Genomic DNA, 16,799 nt, shown 5'->3' on the forward strand with positions numbered 1-16,799 from the left:
GCGCGGCCCCGGGCCGTGGCGTACGGACCACCCGGCCGGGCCGTCACCCCAAGGCGGCCCGGCCTCCATCGCTTCAAGCAGGGAGACGTCAGCATGAACACCCCCCACGCCAACTCCGGCCCGGCCTATGAGAGGGCCCTGGAAGCCCTGCGCGCGGAGCTGCCGGAAATGGCAGGCGTGGCCGAGGCCTTCGCAGCCCTGGGCAGGGCGTCCGAGGAGATAACCGGGGAGGCATCCCCCTGGCCGCCATTCACCGAACTGGACTCGGAGGCCTTCAGCGAAGGCAGCCCCCTGATCGCCGGGCTCGTGGACAACGCCTTCGTGCAGCTCTTCCAGGACTCGGCCCTGGCCGTCCTGCCCGCCGTGGCCCGGCTGTTCCCGGCCGCAGCCGCGCAGGCCAGGACGCTCGGCGCGGCCCTGGAGGAAATCCCCGACCTGGCCGCCAAGGGCCTCAAGGCCGTCATGGCTTCGGACCCGGAAGCCCTGGCCGCCCTGGCCGAGCAGTTGGGCATGGACGCCCCCACGCTCAGCTTCCTGCTCCAGGAGTGCCTCAGGCCCTGCCTGCGCCGGGCCGCCGCGGTCCTGGGCAAACTCGCCGACGGCGACCTCTGGTTCAAGGGCCACTGCCCCGTGTGCGGCTCCCGGCCGGACCTGGGCACCCTCAAGCCCAAGGACAACACGTCGGAATATCTGGTCACCAAGTCGGGCAGGCTCTTGCTGCACTGCTCCATGTGCTCCCACGAGTGGCGCTTCGTGCGCCTGGTCTGCCCGGCCTGCGGCCAGGAGGATCACGAGCGCCTCACGGTGCTCACCGCCGAAGGCCGCCCCGAGCGGCGCATCCACGTCTGCCAGGATTGCGGGCGCTACCTGCCCGTGGTCGACCTGAGCGGCGAGGAGCTCCCCTTCCACATCGATCTCGCGCCCTTCGGCATGATCCCCCTGGAGGTGCTGGCCCAGGAGCAGGGCTACAAGCCGCTGGCCTGGAGGCCCTGGAACAGCTTCGGCTAGCAGCCTGTCGAACAGTTCCCGCCGGCTGGAAGAACCGGCATTCACAACAATCGGCCAGACCTCCCCGCAACTGCCGCGTGAAAACGAAAAGGCTCCGGGAAATCCCGGAGCCTTCTTCATTGTCGGCACCAGCGCGCCCGGGCAGGGGCTCATTTCTCGCGGGCGTAAGGCCAGGCCATGAGACCGCCCTCCATGACCACCACGTTGCGGTAGCCCTTGCCCTCCAGGATGCGCCGGGCCTCGTAGCCGCGCATGGAGACCTTGCAGAAGGCCACGATGCGGGCGTCCTTGTCCTTGGGCAGCTCGTCGAACCGGCTGCGGAGCTGCCCCAGGGGGATGAGCGTCTCCCCCCGGCCCAGGCGCATCTCCTCGAATTCCTTGGGGCCGCGCACGTCCAGCAGGAACTGCTCCCGGCCTTCGTCCATGGCGCGGCGCACCTCGATGCAGCTTTCGCCTTCGAACAGGCCCTTCATCTTGTTGTCCAGGATGTGCGCCGTGGCGATGAAATGGTCGATGGCCAGGGAGAACGGCGGGGCATAGGGCAGGTCCGCCATGCCGGCCTCCTCCACGGTCATGCCCGCCATGACGGCCACGGCCGCCTCGGCCACCTGGCGGTTCACCTCGCCGGCGCCCACGCACTGGAAGCCCAGGATCCTGCCGGTGCCCTTATCCGCGACCATCTTTGAAACAAGAAGCTTGGCCCCCATGAAGCCGGGCTTGTCCGGGCTGGCGTTCACGGCGGTCACCACGTCGTAGCCCGCGTTCCTGGCCCGGCGCTCCGAAAGCCCGGTGGCGCCCGCCGCGAAGTCGAAAACCTTGCAGATGCCGCTGCCGATGGTGCCCGGGAAGGCGGCCCGGTCGCCCACGGCTGCGTTCTCGCCCGCCACGCGGCCTTCCAGGTTGGCCAGGTCGCCGTAGGGGGCCAGGGTCTTGGCCCCGGTGAGGCGGCAGGTAACTTCAACACAATCTCCGGCGGCGTAGATGTCCGGGTCGGAGGTGCGCATGTGCTCGTTGACGGCGATGCCGCCGAGCGAACCGATGGCCAGGCCCGCCGCGCGCGCCAGCTCCACGTTGGGGGCCACGCCCAGGGCCACCACGGCCAGATGGCAGGGCAGGCTGCGGCCGTCCTCCAGGCGCACCGCGCTCACCCGCCCGTTCGCGCCCTCGAAACCGGCCACGCCCATGCCGGTGATGACCTCGACCCCCTTGGCCCGGGCGTGGTTCTGAACCAGCAGGGAGAGGTCCGGGTCCAGGAAGCCGAGGATGTTGGGCAGCTTCTCCACCACGGTGACCTTCATGCCGCTGGCGGCCAGGGCCTCGCAGGTCTCCATGCCGATGAGCCCGCCGCCCGCCACCACCGCGGGCTTCCCGGCGGAGGCGGCGGCCACCGCGCGCAGGACGTCGGCGTCGGCCAAGGAATGGAGCGTGAATATCCCCTCCAGCCCTGCCCCGGGGAAGGGCGGAACGCGCGGCACGGAGCCGGTGCAGAGGATGAGCTTGTCGTATTCGAGGGTCGACCGCTTCCCGGCCGCGTCGCGGATGGTGACGGATTTGGCCTTGGGGTCCACGGCGGTGGCCTCGGTGTTCACCAGGGCCTTGACGCCCTTGGCCCCGGCGAAAAACAGGGGATCGCGGACAACCCCGGCGGGCGTGCTCAGCAGTTGGTCACGGCTGGCCACCCCGCCCGAGACGTAATAGGGGTAGCCGCAGGAGGCCATGGAAAGCTCCGGGGCCTTCTGGATCAGGACCACCTCGGCTTCCTGGTTGAGCCGCTTGGCCCTGGCTGCGGCTTTGGGGCCAGCCGCGGTGCCTCCCACCACGATGATGCGCTTCCTCGCCTTGTCGGCCTTCCATGTCATACGTGCTCCTGTCGCTTGTGGCCGCGCCCGGCTTGGCGCGGTTGATGGCTGTACCGAAATGTACCGTCGGGGCCGGATGCCCGGTTATTGGTCCCCCGGCCGGTTGGGCCCCCGGGCTTCGGGCACCTGCCCGGCCTTGAACCGTTCCACGGCCTGCCCCACGCTCATGCCTCCGAGCTCCAGGCCGATGGCGACCCCGGCCTCCTTGAGCGCTCGGAAGGCCTTGGCTCCCACCACGCCCGTGAGCAGCGCCCCCGCTCCGGCTTCGGCCACGCGCTCGGCGGTCTGGATGCCCGCCCCGTGCGCCATGGCCAGGGAGGGGCCGTTGTCCAGCCAGGTGGCGGCCATTGTGCCGAGCTCCACCAGCACGAACCCCGGCGCGCGCCCGAAGCGCGCCTCCACCAGGGCGTCCAGGCCCGGCCCGGCGGCGCTCACGGCCACAAGGCCCGGGTCCGGCCGTATTGCGGCTTCCGGGGTCGCGCCCGGCTCCTGCTCCACCACGGAGTATTCCCCGCCCTCGATGCGCAAGGCCAGGGCGTTCACCAGGGAGTTGGCCACGGCCCGGCGCGCCTGGGCCAGGATGCGCCCGAACGTATGCCGGGAGACGCCCATGAGCCGGGCCGCCTCGGAAGTGGTCAGGCTCTCCAGGTCGGCCAGCCTGAGGGCTTCCAGCCCCTCCACCGTGAGGCGGGCCTCCCCGAGCTCGGCCAGGGGCACCCCGCTGGGCTTGAAATAGGCGGCCTTCGGTGTTGCGGACACCTTCCGGCTGAGTCTTGGGCGGGGCATCGGGGCTCCTTGTTTTGCTCAATTGAGCACTACGATTGCGGAGCGCGGAAGTCAACGAAAGTCGGAATCACGGACGGGATTTCAGGATGGGGGAGTCTGGGCGGGCAGGGCGACGCCGCCAAAGGACGCACGGGTTTCGCGCCGTCCCCGGTCATCATGGGCGTGCGGCAAAAGTCAGGCTCCCGTTGTTCTCCGGGGGCTTTCCGGTTTCCGCACCCCTGACAGGGGCTTCGCCGACAGACCCAAGCGGCTGCGGGGTGCCGTCAGAAGCTGACGCTCGCGCCGACCTCGCAGCCGTAGCCCACGGTCTGGGGGTTGAAGGAGGTGGCCGAACCGGAGACGCGAAGCATCAGGCTGTCGTTGACCTTGAAGGACGTGCCAAGCGTTGCGGAGGCCCAGTCCAGCGCCGCCGGGGCCGCCTGCATGGAATAGGGCGGGGCCGCCGCCGAGGTGAGCGCGGCCTGGACCTGCCTGCTCTTGGTGTCGGCCAGTTCGTGGTTCCACTTGGCCTCGGCGAAGGGTCGCCAGCGGCCCAGCTCCGCCGATGCGCGCCAGCCGAGCTGGAGCAAGGCCGAATCCCGCACCTGCTCGCCGAAGGCCAGGGCTGTGACGCCGCTGTCGCCGGATTCCGTGAAGTGGTTGATGCGTATGCGCTGCAGCACCATGCCCGCCACCGGGCCGGTGGCCAGCGGGCCGAGCCTGATATCGCCGCCCGCGCGCAGGGCAAGGCCGAGGGAATCGCCGCCCGGTGTGGCGGTGTTCTGGTCCGTGTAGAGGCCCAGGGGAACCTGTCGTGTGGTTTTGCCCTGGTACAGCCCGTAGGAGCCGATCACGTCGCCCCAGACCGGTCCGGCTTGGTACGCCCCGTACAGGCTGAAGACCTGCTCGTTGCGGTCGAACCGCCCGCCGCCCATGGAGAACCGCTGAGCCTGGGTCCCGGCTGTGAAGGCCGCGCCCAGGACGAGCCCGCAGCCCATGCGGTAGTCCGCGCCCACGGAGCCCGTGAAGGGCGTGCCGCTGACGCCGGCCAGGCCCGAGAAGCTCTGCATGGTCTGGGTCCCCACCCCGCCGCCGATCCAGACGTTCACCCCGTTCTGCCCGCGCTGCTGGCCCTGTAACCCTCCCCTAGAATAGGACCAGCCAAAAGTTGAGATTTCTAGCAAAGCAGCCCCGGAGGGAACGATGCGGAAATCTCGGTTTTCAGAAAGCCAGATCGTCAAGATGCTCAAAGAGGCCGAAGCTGGTCGCCCAGTCTCGGACATTTGCCGTGAGAACGGCGTTAGCTCGACGACATTCTACAAGTGGAAGACCAAGTTCGGCGGCATGGAGGCGTCTGACGTGCGCCGTTTGAAGGAGCTTGAGGCCGAGCATAGTCGCCTGAAGCAGATGTACGCCTGACCTTACCCCTCCGGGTATACCGCGCTTAAGTTCGGACTCTGGTTGTTTAGGTTTTCCCCTGTCGCGGCTTTTCTGTATTCATCCGGGCTCATTCCGCCAAGAGAACCATGGGGGCGCAGGGTATTGTAGTCCTGCCGCCACTCCTCGATGACCCTCTTAGCCTCCGCGAGATTCGTGAACAGGTTTGCATCCAGGCATTCGTCCCGAAATCGCCCGTTGAAGCTTTCGATGAAGCAGTTGTCCGTCGGCTTGCCCGGGCGGATGAACTCCAGGCGTACGCCATGTTCGTGCGCCCACCGATCCAGCGCCTTGCTCGTGAACTCCGGCCCGTTATCCACCCGGATGACCTGAGGACACTGCCCTTGAAGGCGCAGTGCGTCCAACCGCCTGGCGACACGTTCCCCGGTGATGGAACGATCCGTCTCCAGGCAGGGGCTTCGTCGGTCCCACAGGTCCATCACGGTGAGAATCCGCATACGCCGCCCGTCGGCCAAGCTGTCGCTCACAAAATCCATGGCCCAATGCTGGTTTGCTTCAGTCGGACCTGGCCTCACGAGACGCAGGTGACTCGGACGTTTTCTGCGTCGCCTTTGACGCAACGACAGCCCTTCCTGGCGATAGACGCGCTCAACGTGGTGTGGTGTTGGAATTCATCCAGCCCGGCAAGCCAACGCAGAACTCGTACATCGAAAGGTTCAACCGGACCTTTCGCCACGAGGTGCTGGATTTCTATGTGTTCAGCAGACCGAGCGAAGTCAGGGAAATCGTGGAAGTCTGGCTGAAGCAATACAATGAGCAGAGGCCCCATGAGTCGCTCGGAGATCTCACCCCCTCCGAGTACCTCGCCATCAACTCGCCCGAGGTCTCAACTTTCGACTGGCACTAACGATGGGAGGTTTACACGATCGCTTAACCGGTTCCGACAACATGCTGTTGAGCGACAGGTTCGACGAAAAAGCGAAGGCTGCTGGCCGGTGATGACGAAGCGGCTCCGTGGATTACCTTCGTCGTTTTTTGCTTTTGGGCTGAGCTCCAACAGCAATACCTTTCACCACGCCTTGCGATTTCACCGCAGATGAATATCACATTTAACTACGACAACTCCAATTCTACCATAGAGCGGTAGCATACCATTGCCGAGATTCATGCTGGACAAAGCCAAATTATTATAATATAATTTTAATTGTTAGCTTTGCAAATCTGGAGCCATGCGCTCAGTTCTGCATACCGACATGTTGCATGTTATTGTTCGGTTTCAGGGTGGCAACCCACCGAAAGGATGAACCAAACGAGGTGGACCATGCAAAGGAGCGGCTTCTCGCGCGTCGGCTTGTTTCTTCTTGCTTTCCTGGCCTTGACTTTACCCGTCAGGGGCGAAACCACCCTGCAGTTCAGCCAGTTAGCCCCCAAGAATAGCGGCGATTTCACGTACGTATCTCTTACTCCCCAGAATACGGCAAATGACGGACAAGGCAACGTCTACGTATCGGACACTAATAACAGCCGCATCGTGAAGCTGTCTCCATCTGGCGTCGTCCTGGCCACTTGGGGCAGCCAGGGTTCCGGCAGCGGGCAATTTAATTTCCCTTCGGGAGTGTTTGTGGACGCCTCAGGCTACGTCTACGTGGCGGATTCGGGCAACAATCGTATCGTGAAGCTCTCTCCGTCCGGCGTCGTCCTGGCCACGTGGGGAAGTTTCGGTTCCGGCGGTGGGAATTTTAATGCCCCCCAGGGCGTGTCCGTAGATGCCTCGGGCTACGTCTACGTGGCGGATTCAGCCAACCATCGCATTGTGAAGTTGTCTCAATCCGGTGTTTTCCAGTCCATTTGGGGCAGCCAGGGTTCCGGCAGCGGGCAATTTCATTTCCCCCAGGGTGTGTCCGTGGACGTCTCAGGTAACTGCTACGTGGCAGATACGTATAACAACCGCATCGTGAAGCTGTCTCCATCCGGCGTCGTCCTGGCCACTTGGGGACAGGATTCCAGCAGTGGGCAATTTTATTTCCCTTTTGGAGTGGTTGTGGACGCCTCGGGCTACGTCTACGTGGCGGATTCGGGCAACAGTCGTATCGTGAAACTATCTCCGTCCGGCGTCGTCCTGGCCACTTGGGGAAGTTACGGTTCCAGCAATGGACAGTTCTATGGCCCCCGTGGAGTGTCAGTGGACCCTTCGGGCAACCTCTACGTCGCTGATTCAGGCAATTTCCGCATGGTGAAACTGTCCTCAGCCGGAGTTTTTTTAAACGTCTGGGGCAGCCAGTTACATCTCCCCCGGGGGCTAGCCTTGGACGCTTCTAGCAACGTCTACTTAGCGGATACTAATTACAATCGTATCATTAAGCTCTCACCGTCCGGCGTCGTCCTGGACGCATGGGGAAGTTACGGTTCCGGCAGCGGGCAATTTTATTCCCCTTCGGGAGTGTTTGTGGACGTCTCAGGCTACGTCTACGTGGCGGATTCGGGCAACAATCGTATCGTGAAGCTGTCTCCGTCCGGCGTCGTCCTGGCCACGTGGGGAAGTTACGATTCCAGTGAGCAATTCAATTACCCTTCAGGAGTGGTTGTGGACGCCTCGGGCTACGTCTACGTGGCAGATACGTATAACCACCGCATCGTGAAGCTGTCTCCATCCGGCGTCGTCCTGGCCAAATGGGATTATCTATCATTTCATTTCCCTTCGGGAGTGTTTGTGGACGCCTCAGGCTACGTCTACGTGGCGGATTCGGGCAACAATCGTATCGTGAAGCTCTCTCCGTCCGGCGGTTACATGGACACTTGGGATAGCCTGAGTTCCAGAATTGGGCGGTTCAACGGCCCTTCAGGTGTGTCCGTAGACGCGTCAGGTAGTGTTTATGTTGTGGACACAGGCAACCATCGTATCGTGAAGCTGTCTCCGTCCGGCGTCGTTCTTGCCGCCTGGGGCACCCAGGGTTCAGGCAGCGGGCAATTTAATTATCCCTATGGTATGTCCTTAGACGCATCGGGAAACGTCTACGTGGCGGATACGAATAACAACCGTATCCAGGTTGGAACGGCCATGACCGTTGCCGCCTCACTCACCTGTCAACCTGCTTCACCCACTAACCAGACAAACTATTCCCTGACGGTGGACAGCACGAATATCACTTGGTATAGATATAGGCTGGATGGAAGCTCCTGGAGTAGCGCTGCGGGCATAAACACTCCCATCATTTTCACCGTCCAGGGAGGATCCCACACGCTTGATATCGTAGGGTGTGATCAGTGGTATATATGGCAATCCTATTCCACCCCCACCACATACACCTGGTTTGTGGACCCCAACATGCCCACGATCCCGGAGGCGGGTAACCCAAACAAGGTGACAAACAAGCGCCCGACCCTGACCTGGACAACTGCGGGAGACTTCACTGCCTACCTTGTGGAGGTTGCGGACAACTCAGACTTCAACCAGCCGCTCGTGCAAGTGAGCGTCAACGGGCAGACCAAGTACCAATTGGCCGCGAATGAAGCCCTCAACAAGTACGGCAAATGGTATTGGCGCGTGCGCAGCAAAGATCAAGCCGGGAACGTAAGCACTTGGGCTTCGACATCGTTTACCTATGCAAGGCCCTTATTCCTGCCACTGACGATCTTGCTCTCGGCCCCCTGAACAGGAAGACATAGCGAAAAATTCAAGTGGGCCAGAACCCAAGTCCAATTTTTGAATTTCCTGCGCCACACCGGTTTCCTCCAGCCTGTCAACTTCGTCCCGCAAACACACAAAGGTTGGCCATCCCCCCTTAAAAACATTCCTACATAACAGGGCCGCTCTGACATTTTTCCCTTGTGTTGGGAGGTAATTGTGGGAGGTCATTTGCTGCGCTTAGAAGGGCAGACGCAAGCAGAAGTCTGCCAAGTGATCTGAAGGCGTATAGGCATAATTCGAAAGCGAAGAGCGACGAAGGTAGAGCAACTATTCTCGACAAACCGTTTCCGTAACCGTTTCCGCAAAGAAAAACGGGTTAGGATTTTCATCCTAACCCGTTGATTTCTTTGGCGTCCCCAAGGGGATTTGAACCCCTGTTAACGGCGTGAGAGTGGCCGAGCCGACTCAAACACTTACTCAAACACCTTCAAATACTTTGATTTTTGAATGAGCGCCACGAGCAAGAGAGGGGCTGTGGTCGCCCCAGGGTGTGGACCGCGTGTGGACTTCTCACAGGGGAGGAGTGGCCGAGTACGGACACGAGAAATCAATGACGTCGCTTATACGATGAAATTATTGACAATAATAGATTGATCTTCACCGACGAACTAATCTCAAATGGTTCTGATTTCTCGATGAAGGCAAACCATTTGGTTTTGGCTCAATGATCCAGCTGAACCGCCTGACGAAGTGGAAGAAGGCCAAGGAGCGCTCGAGGTAATCAACCCTAAGGAGGGAGGAACTGCTGAAGATTCGCCCTGAGGCTGAACCTCACATCCAGTTCACTCCCTGCCTTGCTTACCTTGCCACCTCGGAGTCGGGACAGGCCCGACTGATCTGCTGGACCCGAAGTGGTTGAGCGTGATTTGGGAGAGCCAGTTGGCAGGGTGCTTGCTCCACCGACCAACAAGTAGCGCACCATACCGACTCGGAAAGACTACCGTTTCTCCTCAAATACAGAAGCTGCTGTTTTAACTGCTTCAAGTGCAGCAGGAAAACCTGCGTAAACAGCCATCTGAAGAATTATCTCCAAAATTTCCTCTCGGGTACAGCCAACGTTCAGGGCTCCCTGGATGTGTTCCTTTAACTCCGCTTGAGCATAGCCTATGACGGTAAGGGCAGCCACAGTGAGCATCTCTCTAGTCTTTAAATCAAGACCAGGGCGCGGATAGATGTCTGCAAACGGAAACTCGACGAGACAGCGTGCAAGGTCAGGACTCGTTGCAGCAAGGCCTTTAAGCGCAGATTCAATCCCCGTTCCGAAGATTGATCGCATAGTCTCCAGCCCACGATCGTATCGGGAGTCGTCCTGGGACATCATTGTCTCCGTTCTTATAGTCAATGTTTTGTTATTCGTGATAAGGCTTTAACTGTTCACGGACCGGCCATCGGCTCGGCAACAGCTTGCCAGCTGGCTTGCCAAAGCTGCATTTCAGTGTTCCGAGTCGCTCAATAGTGATCTGAACTTCGGCACCGGGGTCAAGGAAGTCGTCAAAGTCGCAACCCGTGCATCCGGGAATGGTTCCGAAGCCCATGACTGATCCGGGCTTGGGGGGGGCGATGAACGTCAGCCAAGCAAAAATATCCTCTGCTTTATGGCTAATTTCCGAAGTCGACCCTCTGTATTTGACTTGCCCATCCACGAGAACGGTCACTTCAAGGTTGTACGGGTCGCCAACCTCATCAAGAGTCACCAAATAAGGTCCAAGTTGATTCCCTTTAGCCATGTCCTTGGTTAGGCAGAATCCACCGATGAACTCTGTAGCCTGGACGTCACGGGCCGAGATATCATTGAATATGCAAAACCCTGCAACAGGCTGTCTTTCATTTCCGTATACAACAGCCAGCTCTGGCTCAATGTCCAGCCGCGAAGTGTAAGCAGGCCAAGGAACAACTATGTCGTTACCAACGATAGTGTTCATATTGCATTTATAATAAGACAGAGGGACTGGTCGACCTGGTGCGGGCGTTGGTTTAGGGGCTAAGATTGCTTTCGCAAACGCTTGCAGTAGTGGCGCTGTCTGGGGGTTGTCCTTCTCATACTTCATGAGAGTTTCAGCTGAGTTCTTAAGATGTTGTGGCGTAAGTCCAAAGTCGAAAAGAGCTGTAACATCCACCGGTTCCCAAAGATGAACCTCATCAAGAGGATGGCATTCACTCTTGGCAAAATTTTCAAGGTGTGTTTCAGCCCATGAGAGCAGTTCCTTTGCTACCTGCTCACTATCCGGAAGGTTGGATAGATAGGACCGACTGTCTGCCAAAAAGGCAGAGGAGTTCCCTGCTTTGTTTTGAAGCACAGCAAACGAGATAGCCTTCTCCCGAACAACGACACCAAATTGGGGCGTGGTGGATTCTGCCGAAGAAAAACGAATTAGTTTCATAGCAATGCTCCTATAGGTTAAGTTTATGTTTAGTACTCAACCTTGAGCCCTCGAGCATTTGCCACTTCGTAGAGAGCATCGAATACCTCTGGTGCGTTCCAAGGCGCGTTCATCGGCTCATCGCGAAATTCACGGTAAGCCCGCTCGACGTTCATATATAACCGACAAGGAGCACGCCATTCAACGTATGGCCCCAGCTCAATGCGCTTTGAAGCCTCTAGCGACGTGATGCCTGCATCAAAACATTTCTTTGATTCATTCCGAACGTATTGGAGGTATTCCTTCATTGCGACAGCCCCTTCAACGCCACAGCATGGACCATGCCCTGGAACGATAACTTTAGGGGATAAATGAATGATCAGATCAAGAGCCTTAAACCATTTTTCATACGAGCCAATCCATCCCATAGGTGTGCATTGCTGAAAAATTACATCGCCAGCAAATAATACTCCTTCATCTGGCATAAACACTATCGCATCTCCTGCAGAGTGACATGGTCCAACGTAAATCACTTGGACGTCCATGCCATCCAGGTCAACACTGTAACGCTCGTCAAACAGCGTTGTCGGCATGACAAGTTCAATGCCGTCGAGGTTGTAGTCTTCTAACAATTGCTGTCCAAGGGCCACTACACCCGGATGGGCTTGCTGGATCGCCATCCTAGTGGTTTCATTCGCGACACCGTGCAACAGGTGCTGGGTTTCTGCCGGGTTGGCAACGTGCTTCATTCTCTCAGGAACTGATTGATGGGCTATGAACTCCGCCCCTGGGAAGAGTTGGTTGCCCCAGACGTGGTCACCATCTTCATGTGTGATGAGCACGCGTTTCGGACTTCCTGACCACACTTTGCTCAGCATATTGATCATTTGCTGGGCATGGGCCAAGTCTGACTGAGTATCAACGACAACGCCGCCGCCCCTGTTGATAAATCCGGAGTTAGCGTCACATACGCGATTTTTCTCATTCATAATCGCATAGCAGCTTGCGCTAATCTGCTTCATTTCCATCGGACGTTCTCCTTTGGGATTTTGCTGCTGTAGTATGTTTTCTGAAAAAACATCTACAGTCTTTCGGCATAACAAATATGCCATGATTGCATTTACTGATATTTTGCAGTTGAAAATCTCAAATGCAACGAAGCGCAAAAACATAGTCTCCGAAGATGCGGAGGTTCGGCTTAGCAAATCCAGTCGTCACTTTTATCATTTGTTACGACCTGGATTTGACGAGCGAAAAGTTGGCCAAGCCACAGGGTCAACAACTGCTTGGCGAGTGACTATGGCATCTTTCGTGATATTGAAGACAGTCAGATCTTGCGCAATAGTTACTGGCCCATCATGTTGGCTGCAGACTTCTTGGTAGGCTGGTCCAACCGTATCATGATCAACCACGAGATGCCACATCACAGACATACGAGCATTGGCGCTCTTGAAAATTTTTCCCGCCATTACAGGAGTAGTGTGCCCCTTGTTTGCAATTATTTCTGCGTGCTCGACAGAGACGTTAGCTTTTTTTGCGAAAACAGGGGCTGAAGGAAAGGACTCGTGGATAAGAAGGTCTACGCCCCCTTTGCATGCCTCTACAATCGTCTCACAAGGAAGCGTGTCACCAGAGAACACGACCGATATTCCCCGGTAGTCGAGCCGATAGCCGATCGCGCCTTTTATGCTGTGAACAACAGGAAACGACGATATCTTTACTCCATTGCGTTCATAAACGACTGTCGGCTTGTCGTACGGAATTTCAGTAGTTATCGTACGCGCTCCCGCCTCTCCGGGATGCCCTTTCATGGTTTCCGTGTCCCACGCATGGGCAGCTTCTAGATGCTTCGTGTACGCGAGAGTCCCAAGCCTTTCAGTTTCACCTGCAGGTCCCCAGACTTCAACGGGAGCTGACCTTCCGGACTTAGCGAGGCTCCATATTAAAGTTGGCATATCCCCAACATGATCGGCATGGAGGTGCGTCAGAAACACTTTCGTTGTCGCGGTGACCGGAAGCTTCAGCCCATTGAAGTGTGCCAATGCTCCTGAGCCAAGATCGAAAAAAAAGAAATCACGTTCATCATTTCCCACCTCCATAAGCACAGAGGCTGACGCCTGGCTTGGCTTAACGAAAGGATCACCACTGCCGAGGATGGTTACACGGACCTCGTCAGGAGCCAAAGACTCGGTTCCAGGTACAAACGTGGCATTATATTTGAGACGTGGCGTTCCAACGACAGGCGTAGTCGTCAGTGGCTGAGTAGATCCTTCATATGCAAGTTTTGTATTACTATTAATAGTCCTGGCTTGCTCTTTCTTTTTTGATTTTCCCGAAATTTCTTGTAGACTTTTATCATCGAAAGATCCTGTTTCGGCAAATGGCGAGCACGGAATAAGCAAGAACACTAAGATAACAAAGAGATGCTTGACCATATAGTCTCCCGGTGAAATGCTATGATTCTTCAGTTTGTTTGCACTGTATGCAATCCGCACCACACAAGCGGCATGATGCGAATAGCCCATTGAAAGTACCCAAAAAGCATACCTGGGGCGGACAGGTTACAGGACAATCCCAGCAAAATTAGAATAGGGAAGATGTTGGTCGGAAGAGCGAGGCATCCGCAGCCCGGAGTACCCTCTAAAATGGCAGGCTATAGGATTGATTCCCTCTGTGGGCATTCTGATCCCTTGGGCAGAGTATAGAAGAATATCCCGCCAACATTTCCCTGTACCTATACCGACAGTTCCCGCTATTTAACTTTGTAGAACCGACTTTACAAGGGCTGGGTGGGCATCCTCTGGAGGTTTGTCGTGCGCTGCTTCTTCCTGGGCACGTGTGGCCCTCCTTCTGCCCATCTCCCCCCCGAACTCCATGCGCAGGATCCTGCGCTTCCGGTTTCACCATAATTTGAAGCCGATCCCAGACAGCTCCTGTGACCTGTTCCTGGCAGGGTTAGGGTGATCTTAACAAGTTAAATTTTTTAGCGTCACTCGGGTGATTTGAACCCCTGTTAGCGGCGTGAGAGTGGCCGAGCCGACTTAAACACTTTATCAAACACCTTCAAATACTTTGATTTTTACCCGAGCACCACGATCAAGAGAGGTGCTGTGTTCGCCCCAGGGTGTGGACCGCGTGTGGACTTCTCACAGGGGAGAAGTGAGAAAGTACGGAACCGAGAAAGCTGTGATGCGATCAAGCATTTGAAGTTATTGACAATAACAGTCTATTCCTCGCCGCTGACCCCATCCCAGTTAGTTCCGAACCCTCGATGAAGGCAAACCATTTGGTTTTGGCTCAGCGAGCAAGCTGAACCGCATGCGCAGGATCCTGCGCACAAAAGTGTTATTCAACTAAAGCCCTCCCATTGACAGGGCGAGGACACTGTGGGCCTAGCTCAGAAATGAAATTAGAAGTTATCGCTCGCCCTTCACTTTGGTATTGAATAGGCACAACCTGAGCTTGTATTCTGTGCGCATCGTGCAATGAAATCCTGTTTACACTCGATAATACCAGTATGTTCCGCGTTCTAGTTATGGCAACATAAAACAGACGTCGTTGCTCTTCGTCGAATTCCGATTGGGACAAGTCAGTTTTATCAGGATTATATCTACGCGGGATTAGCCCCTGCACACAGCCAGCAACTACAACAAGGTCAGAAGTCAATCCTTTTGACTTGTGCAAACTCATGATTCTTACATAGTCAACTTTTGTCGGCAATTCTGGTTGGGTGACCGCAGTTTGTAAATGATCAAGGACGCTTTCTGGGGTAACATTGTCAGTGGCAATGTCGCGTAATAAGTATCTAAAAGGGTCAGCCCATTCGTTTCCAGACGGGAATAACCATTCAATAAAATCAGCTCCGGTCTGCCTAGAGGAATCTTCAATAGCAGACAAAAGCAAACGATATCTTTCAATAACAGGAGAAGTGTAAGAAATCTGTATCTGCCCAGACGCAAGGCGATCTAGGGCGACCCTAGGAGAACAACTGTTGTCTTTCGAATAAGTTATCAAATTGTCCCATGCTCTGCTATTAAGCGTTGGGCTACCAAAGCCACACCAGCACCGCAGTGCAACTCTATCATCAGGGTTAACGATAAGCTTTAACAAGCACATAGACTGTTGAGAATATGATTCTGCGACTTTAGACGGATTGCCATCAAGTAGTTCTTCCTGAAAAAAACTCAAAGATGGAATCCCTTCTAGTGACAGACTTTCTCGTATTGCCTGTGCTATTTGACGTATCGGGGAAAGGACTAGAATGCGCCCAGGGTCGACTTCTCCTGATTCAATCTTCGTCTTGATGAACCGTGCTATGCCAGTCGCTTCTTCTTCAATGCTGCCCCATTGAACGACGAGAACTTGACCTAACGAGTTGCCGTCAAAAGGTACAAGTTGCCTCTGCGCGCGAGATCGGTTGTGGCTGATCAGTGAGTTAGCAAGGTTTACAACTAAATGCGGACATCTACGGCAATCAGTAAGAGTTTCTGTTGTAGTTTCAGCATGATAATCCTCAAAATGAGATATCCCCATGGGATGTGCGCACTTAAATGAGTAAATTGACTGATCTTCATCGCCAATAACGGTTAGAGAACCATTGCTGGAGATGTGGTCAAGCAAGACTTGTTCCGCTCTGTTTAAATCTTGATATTCGTCTACGAGAACATGGCTAAATTGACTAAGCTCTTCGGCAAGGGGATTGAGTCTAAAGTAACGTAGGGTCTCTGGGATAATTTCACCAATCAACATTGCCTGGTGAAACGCGAGCCAATCGATTATTGCCTCATGAAACAGCCTGTCGTTGACTTCGACAGGCCAGCCTGGTTCTTCATGTTGCAACCTTGCCCAAGAAGCATTGAACGCCTGGATAGCTTTCTTCATTTGGTTTATGGTTCCAAAATTTCCTCTTTTTAAATCTTCTAGCAAGAATCTCTTTTCAAATTCGAGCAATGCCCTTGGAATTCTCCCAATAAGTTCATACACCCCGGCCCTATTTAATGCACGATAGCAGAATGAATGCAATGTTCCAGCTATAACAGACGAGCATCCAGCGGCACCTAGGCGTCTCAACTCTGACTGCAAATCCTTTGCTGCTGTCCTGGTGAATGTACAAACAAGGATTCTTTCTGGTGATGTGCCTTCATCAATAATACGAGCAATGCGCCTCATGAGTGAAAAAGTTTTTCCAGTCCCTGGGCCTGCCAGAACGCGAAGTGGACTTTCTTCAGCTCGTGCGATCCTTAGTGCTTGTCCATTTAGGCCATGGGACCAGTGAAAACACTCTGAGTTTGGCATTGAAATTACCATTCACTTGTAAAAAGTTCTTATAAAAAACAATTGCTACCCAAAGAAACAGTTCCAGGCATCCTCTTTGACCACCCTCAAGAACTCCTCGGCAGTCTGAACCTCAGGACAAGGCTCATAACGGGTCCATTTCATATTTCCCCGCATCCAGTAAACTTTCCAGACCTTTGCCTTCTTCACGTATGCAGCCTTGGCGACCATGCCCTCGATCAATTTTCCCTTGTGCATGAAATGAGGGCGGATTTCGAAAAGTTCAATGGTTTGCTTCTCCTGGTCCACCCGGAAGCCCCAGCGGAGTTGATCGCGGATATGGGCAGGTGGTCCTTGTTCTTCGCAGAACTTCTGTAGAAGTTTCTCCAGGCGAGCATGTTCGAATTCGCTGATTGGCATAGCATTGATATTAACCGTTCAAAGGTT

The 16,799-nt window shown here is 56.1% G+C and carries 12 protein-coding genes and 2 pseudogenes; 4 read left to right on the plus strand and 10 right to left on the minus strand.

Annotated elements, in window-relative coordinates; genetic code table 11:
- Nucleotides 1-93 precede the first annotated feature (93 nt).
- Nucleotides 94-1,008: a formate dehydrogenase accessory protein FdhE gene (locus tag MLE27_RS08565; RefSeq protein ID WP_243311652.1), complete on the plus strand. Its 915-nt coding sequence runs from the start codon at nt 94-96 to the stop codon at nt 1,006-1,008.
- 149 nt (nt 1,009-1,157) lie between these two features.
- On the opposite strand, the gene MLE27_RS08570 is transcribed toward MLE27_RS08565, so the two are convergent.
- The 3 genes from MLE27_RS08570 to MLE27_RS08580 all read right to left on the minus strand — a co-directional run bounded on the left by MLE27_RS08570 (nt 1,158) and on the right by MLE27_RS08580 (nt 4,741).
- On the minus strand, nt 1,158-2,867 hold the full coding sequence (locus tag MLE27_RS08570; RefSeq protein WP_243311653.1) for an FAD-dependent oxidoreductase: 1,710 nt from the start codon (nt 2,865-2,867) through the stop codon (nt 1,158-1,160).
- 84 nt (nt 2,868-2,951) lie between these two features.
- On the minus strand, nt 2,952-3,653 hold the full coding sequence (locus MLE27_RS08575; RefSeq protein ID WP_243311654.1) for a DUF134 domain-containing protein: 702 nt from the start codon (nt 3,651-3,653) through the stop codon (nt 2,952-2,954).
- 263 nt (nt 3,654-3,916) lie between these two features.
- The gene (locus MLE27_RS08580; protein ID WP_243311655.1) at nt 3,917-4,741 is read right to left on the minus strand and encodes an autotransporter outer membrane beta-barrel domain-containing protein; all 825 of its coding nucleotides are present in this window, start codon (nt 4,739-4,741) and stop codon (nt 3,917-3,919) included.
- 94 nt (nt 4,742-4,835) lie between these two features.
- Between MLE27_RS08580 and MLE27_RS08585 the strand changes: the two are divergent.
- A pseudogene (locus tag MLE27_RS08585) lies at nt 4,836-5,048 on the plus strand (transposase); the annotation flags it as partial.
- Between the two features lie 5 nt (nt 5,049-5,053).
- Here the strand turns inward: MLE27_RS08585 and MLE27_RS08590 are convergent.
- Nucleotides 5,054-5,650 (minus strand): IS3 family transposase, encoded by a 597-nt coding sequence (locus MLE27_RS08590; RefSeq protein WP_243311656.1) that lies wholly within the window; start codon nt 5,648-5,650, stop codon nt 5,054-5,056.
- A 38-nt stretch (nt 5,651-5,688) separates the two neighbouring features.
- Between MLE27_RS08590 and MLE27_RS08595 the strand changes: the two are divergent.
- Both MLE27_RS08595 and MLE27_RS08600 read left to right on the plus strand, forming a co-directional pair.
- A pseudogene (locus MLE27_RS08595) lies at nt 5,689-5,937 on the plus strand (integrase core domain-containing protein); the annotation flags it as partial.
- Between the two features lie 414 nt (nt 5,938-6,351).
- Nucleotides 6,352-8,682 carry a glycoside hydrolase family 78 protein gene (locus MLE27_RS08600; protein ID WP_243311657.1) on the plus strand — a complete coding sequence of 777 codons (2,331 nt, stop codon included), beginning with the start codon at nt 6,352-6,354 and terminating at the stop codon, nt 8,680-8,682.
- A gap of 973 nt (nt 8,683-9,655) precedes the next feature.
- Here the strand turns inward: MLE27_RS08600 and MLE27_RS08605 are convergent.
- From MLE27_RS08605 to MLE27_RS08630, 6 genes are all read right to left on the minus strand, one after another.
- A complete protein-coding gene (locus tag MLE27_RS08605) occupies nt 9,656-10,036 on the minus strand; it encodes a carboxymuconolactone decarboxylase family protein (RefSeq protein WP_243311658.1) in 381 nt (126 codons plus the stop codon).
- 31 nt (nt 10,037-10,067) lie between these two features.
- Complete coding sequence (locus MLE27_RS08610; protein WP_243311659.1) at nt 10,068-11,099, minus strand: fumarylacetoacetate hydrolase family protein; 1,032 nt, start codon at nt 11,097-11,099, stop codon at nt 10,068-10,070.
- Between the two features lie 29 nt (nt 11,100-11,128).
- Entirely contained in the window at nt 11,129-12,250 is a 1,122-nt protein-coding gene (locus MLE27_RS08615; protein ID WP_243311660.1) for an MBL fold metallo-hydrolase, read from the minus strand.
- A gap of 51 nt (nt 12,251-12,301) precedes the next feature.
- Nucleotides 12,302-13,513 carry a guanitoxin biosynthesis MBL fold metallo-hydrolase GntH gene (gene gntH, locus MLE27_RS08620; protein WP_243311661.1) on the minus strand — a complete coding sequence of 404 codons (1,212 nt, stop codon included), beginning with the start codon at nt 13,511-13,513 and terminating at the stop codon, nt 12,302-12,304.
- Nucleotides 13,514-14,423: 910 nt separating this feature from the next.
- Complete coding sequence (locus MLE27_RS08625; protein ID WP_341482515.1) at nt 14,424-16,385, minus strand: ATP-dependent helicase; 1,962 nt, start codon at nt 16,383-16,385, stop codon at nt 14,424-14,426.
- Nucleotides 16,386-16,418: 33 nt separating this feature from the next.
- Nucleotides 16,419-16,772 carry a DUF3024 domain-containing protein gene (locus tag MLE27_RS08630; protein ID WP_243311663.1) on the minus strand — a complete coding sequence of 118 codons (354 nt, stop codon included), beginning with the start codon at nt 16,770-16,772 and terminating at the stop codon, nt 16,419-16,421.
- Between the last annotated feature and the right edge of the window lie 27 nt (nt 16,773-16,799).

Origin of the sequence: Fundidesulfovibrio agrisoli (assembly GCF_022808715.1) — a bacterium.
GTDB classification, from domain to species: domain Bacteria; phylum Desulfobacterota; class Desulfovibrionia; order Desulfovibrionales; family Desulfovibrionaceae; genus Fundidesulfovibrio; species Fundidesulfovibrio agrisoli.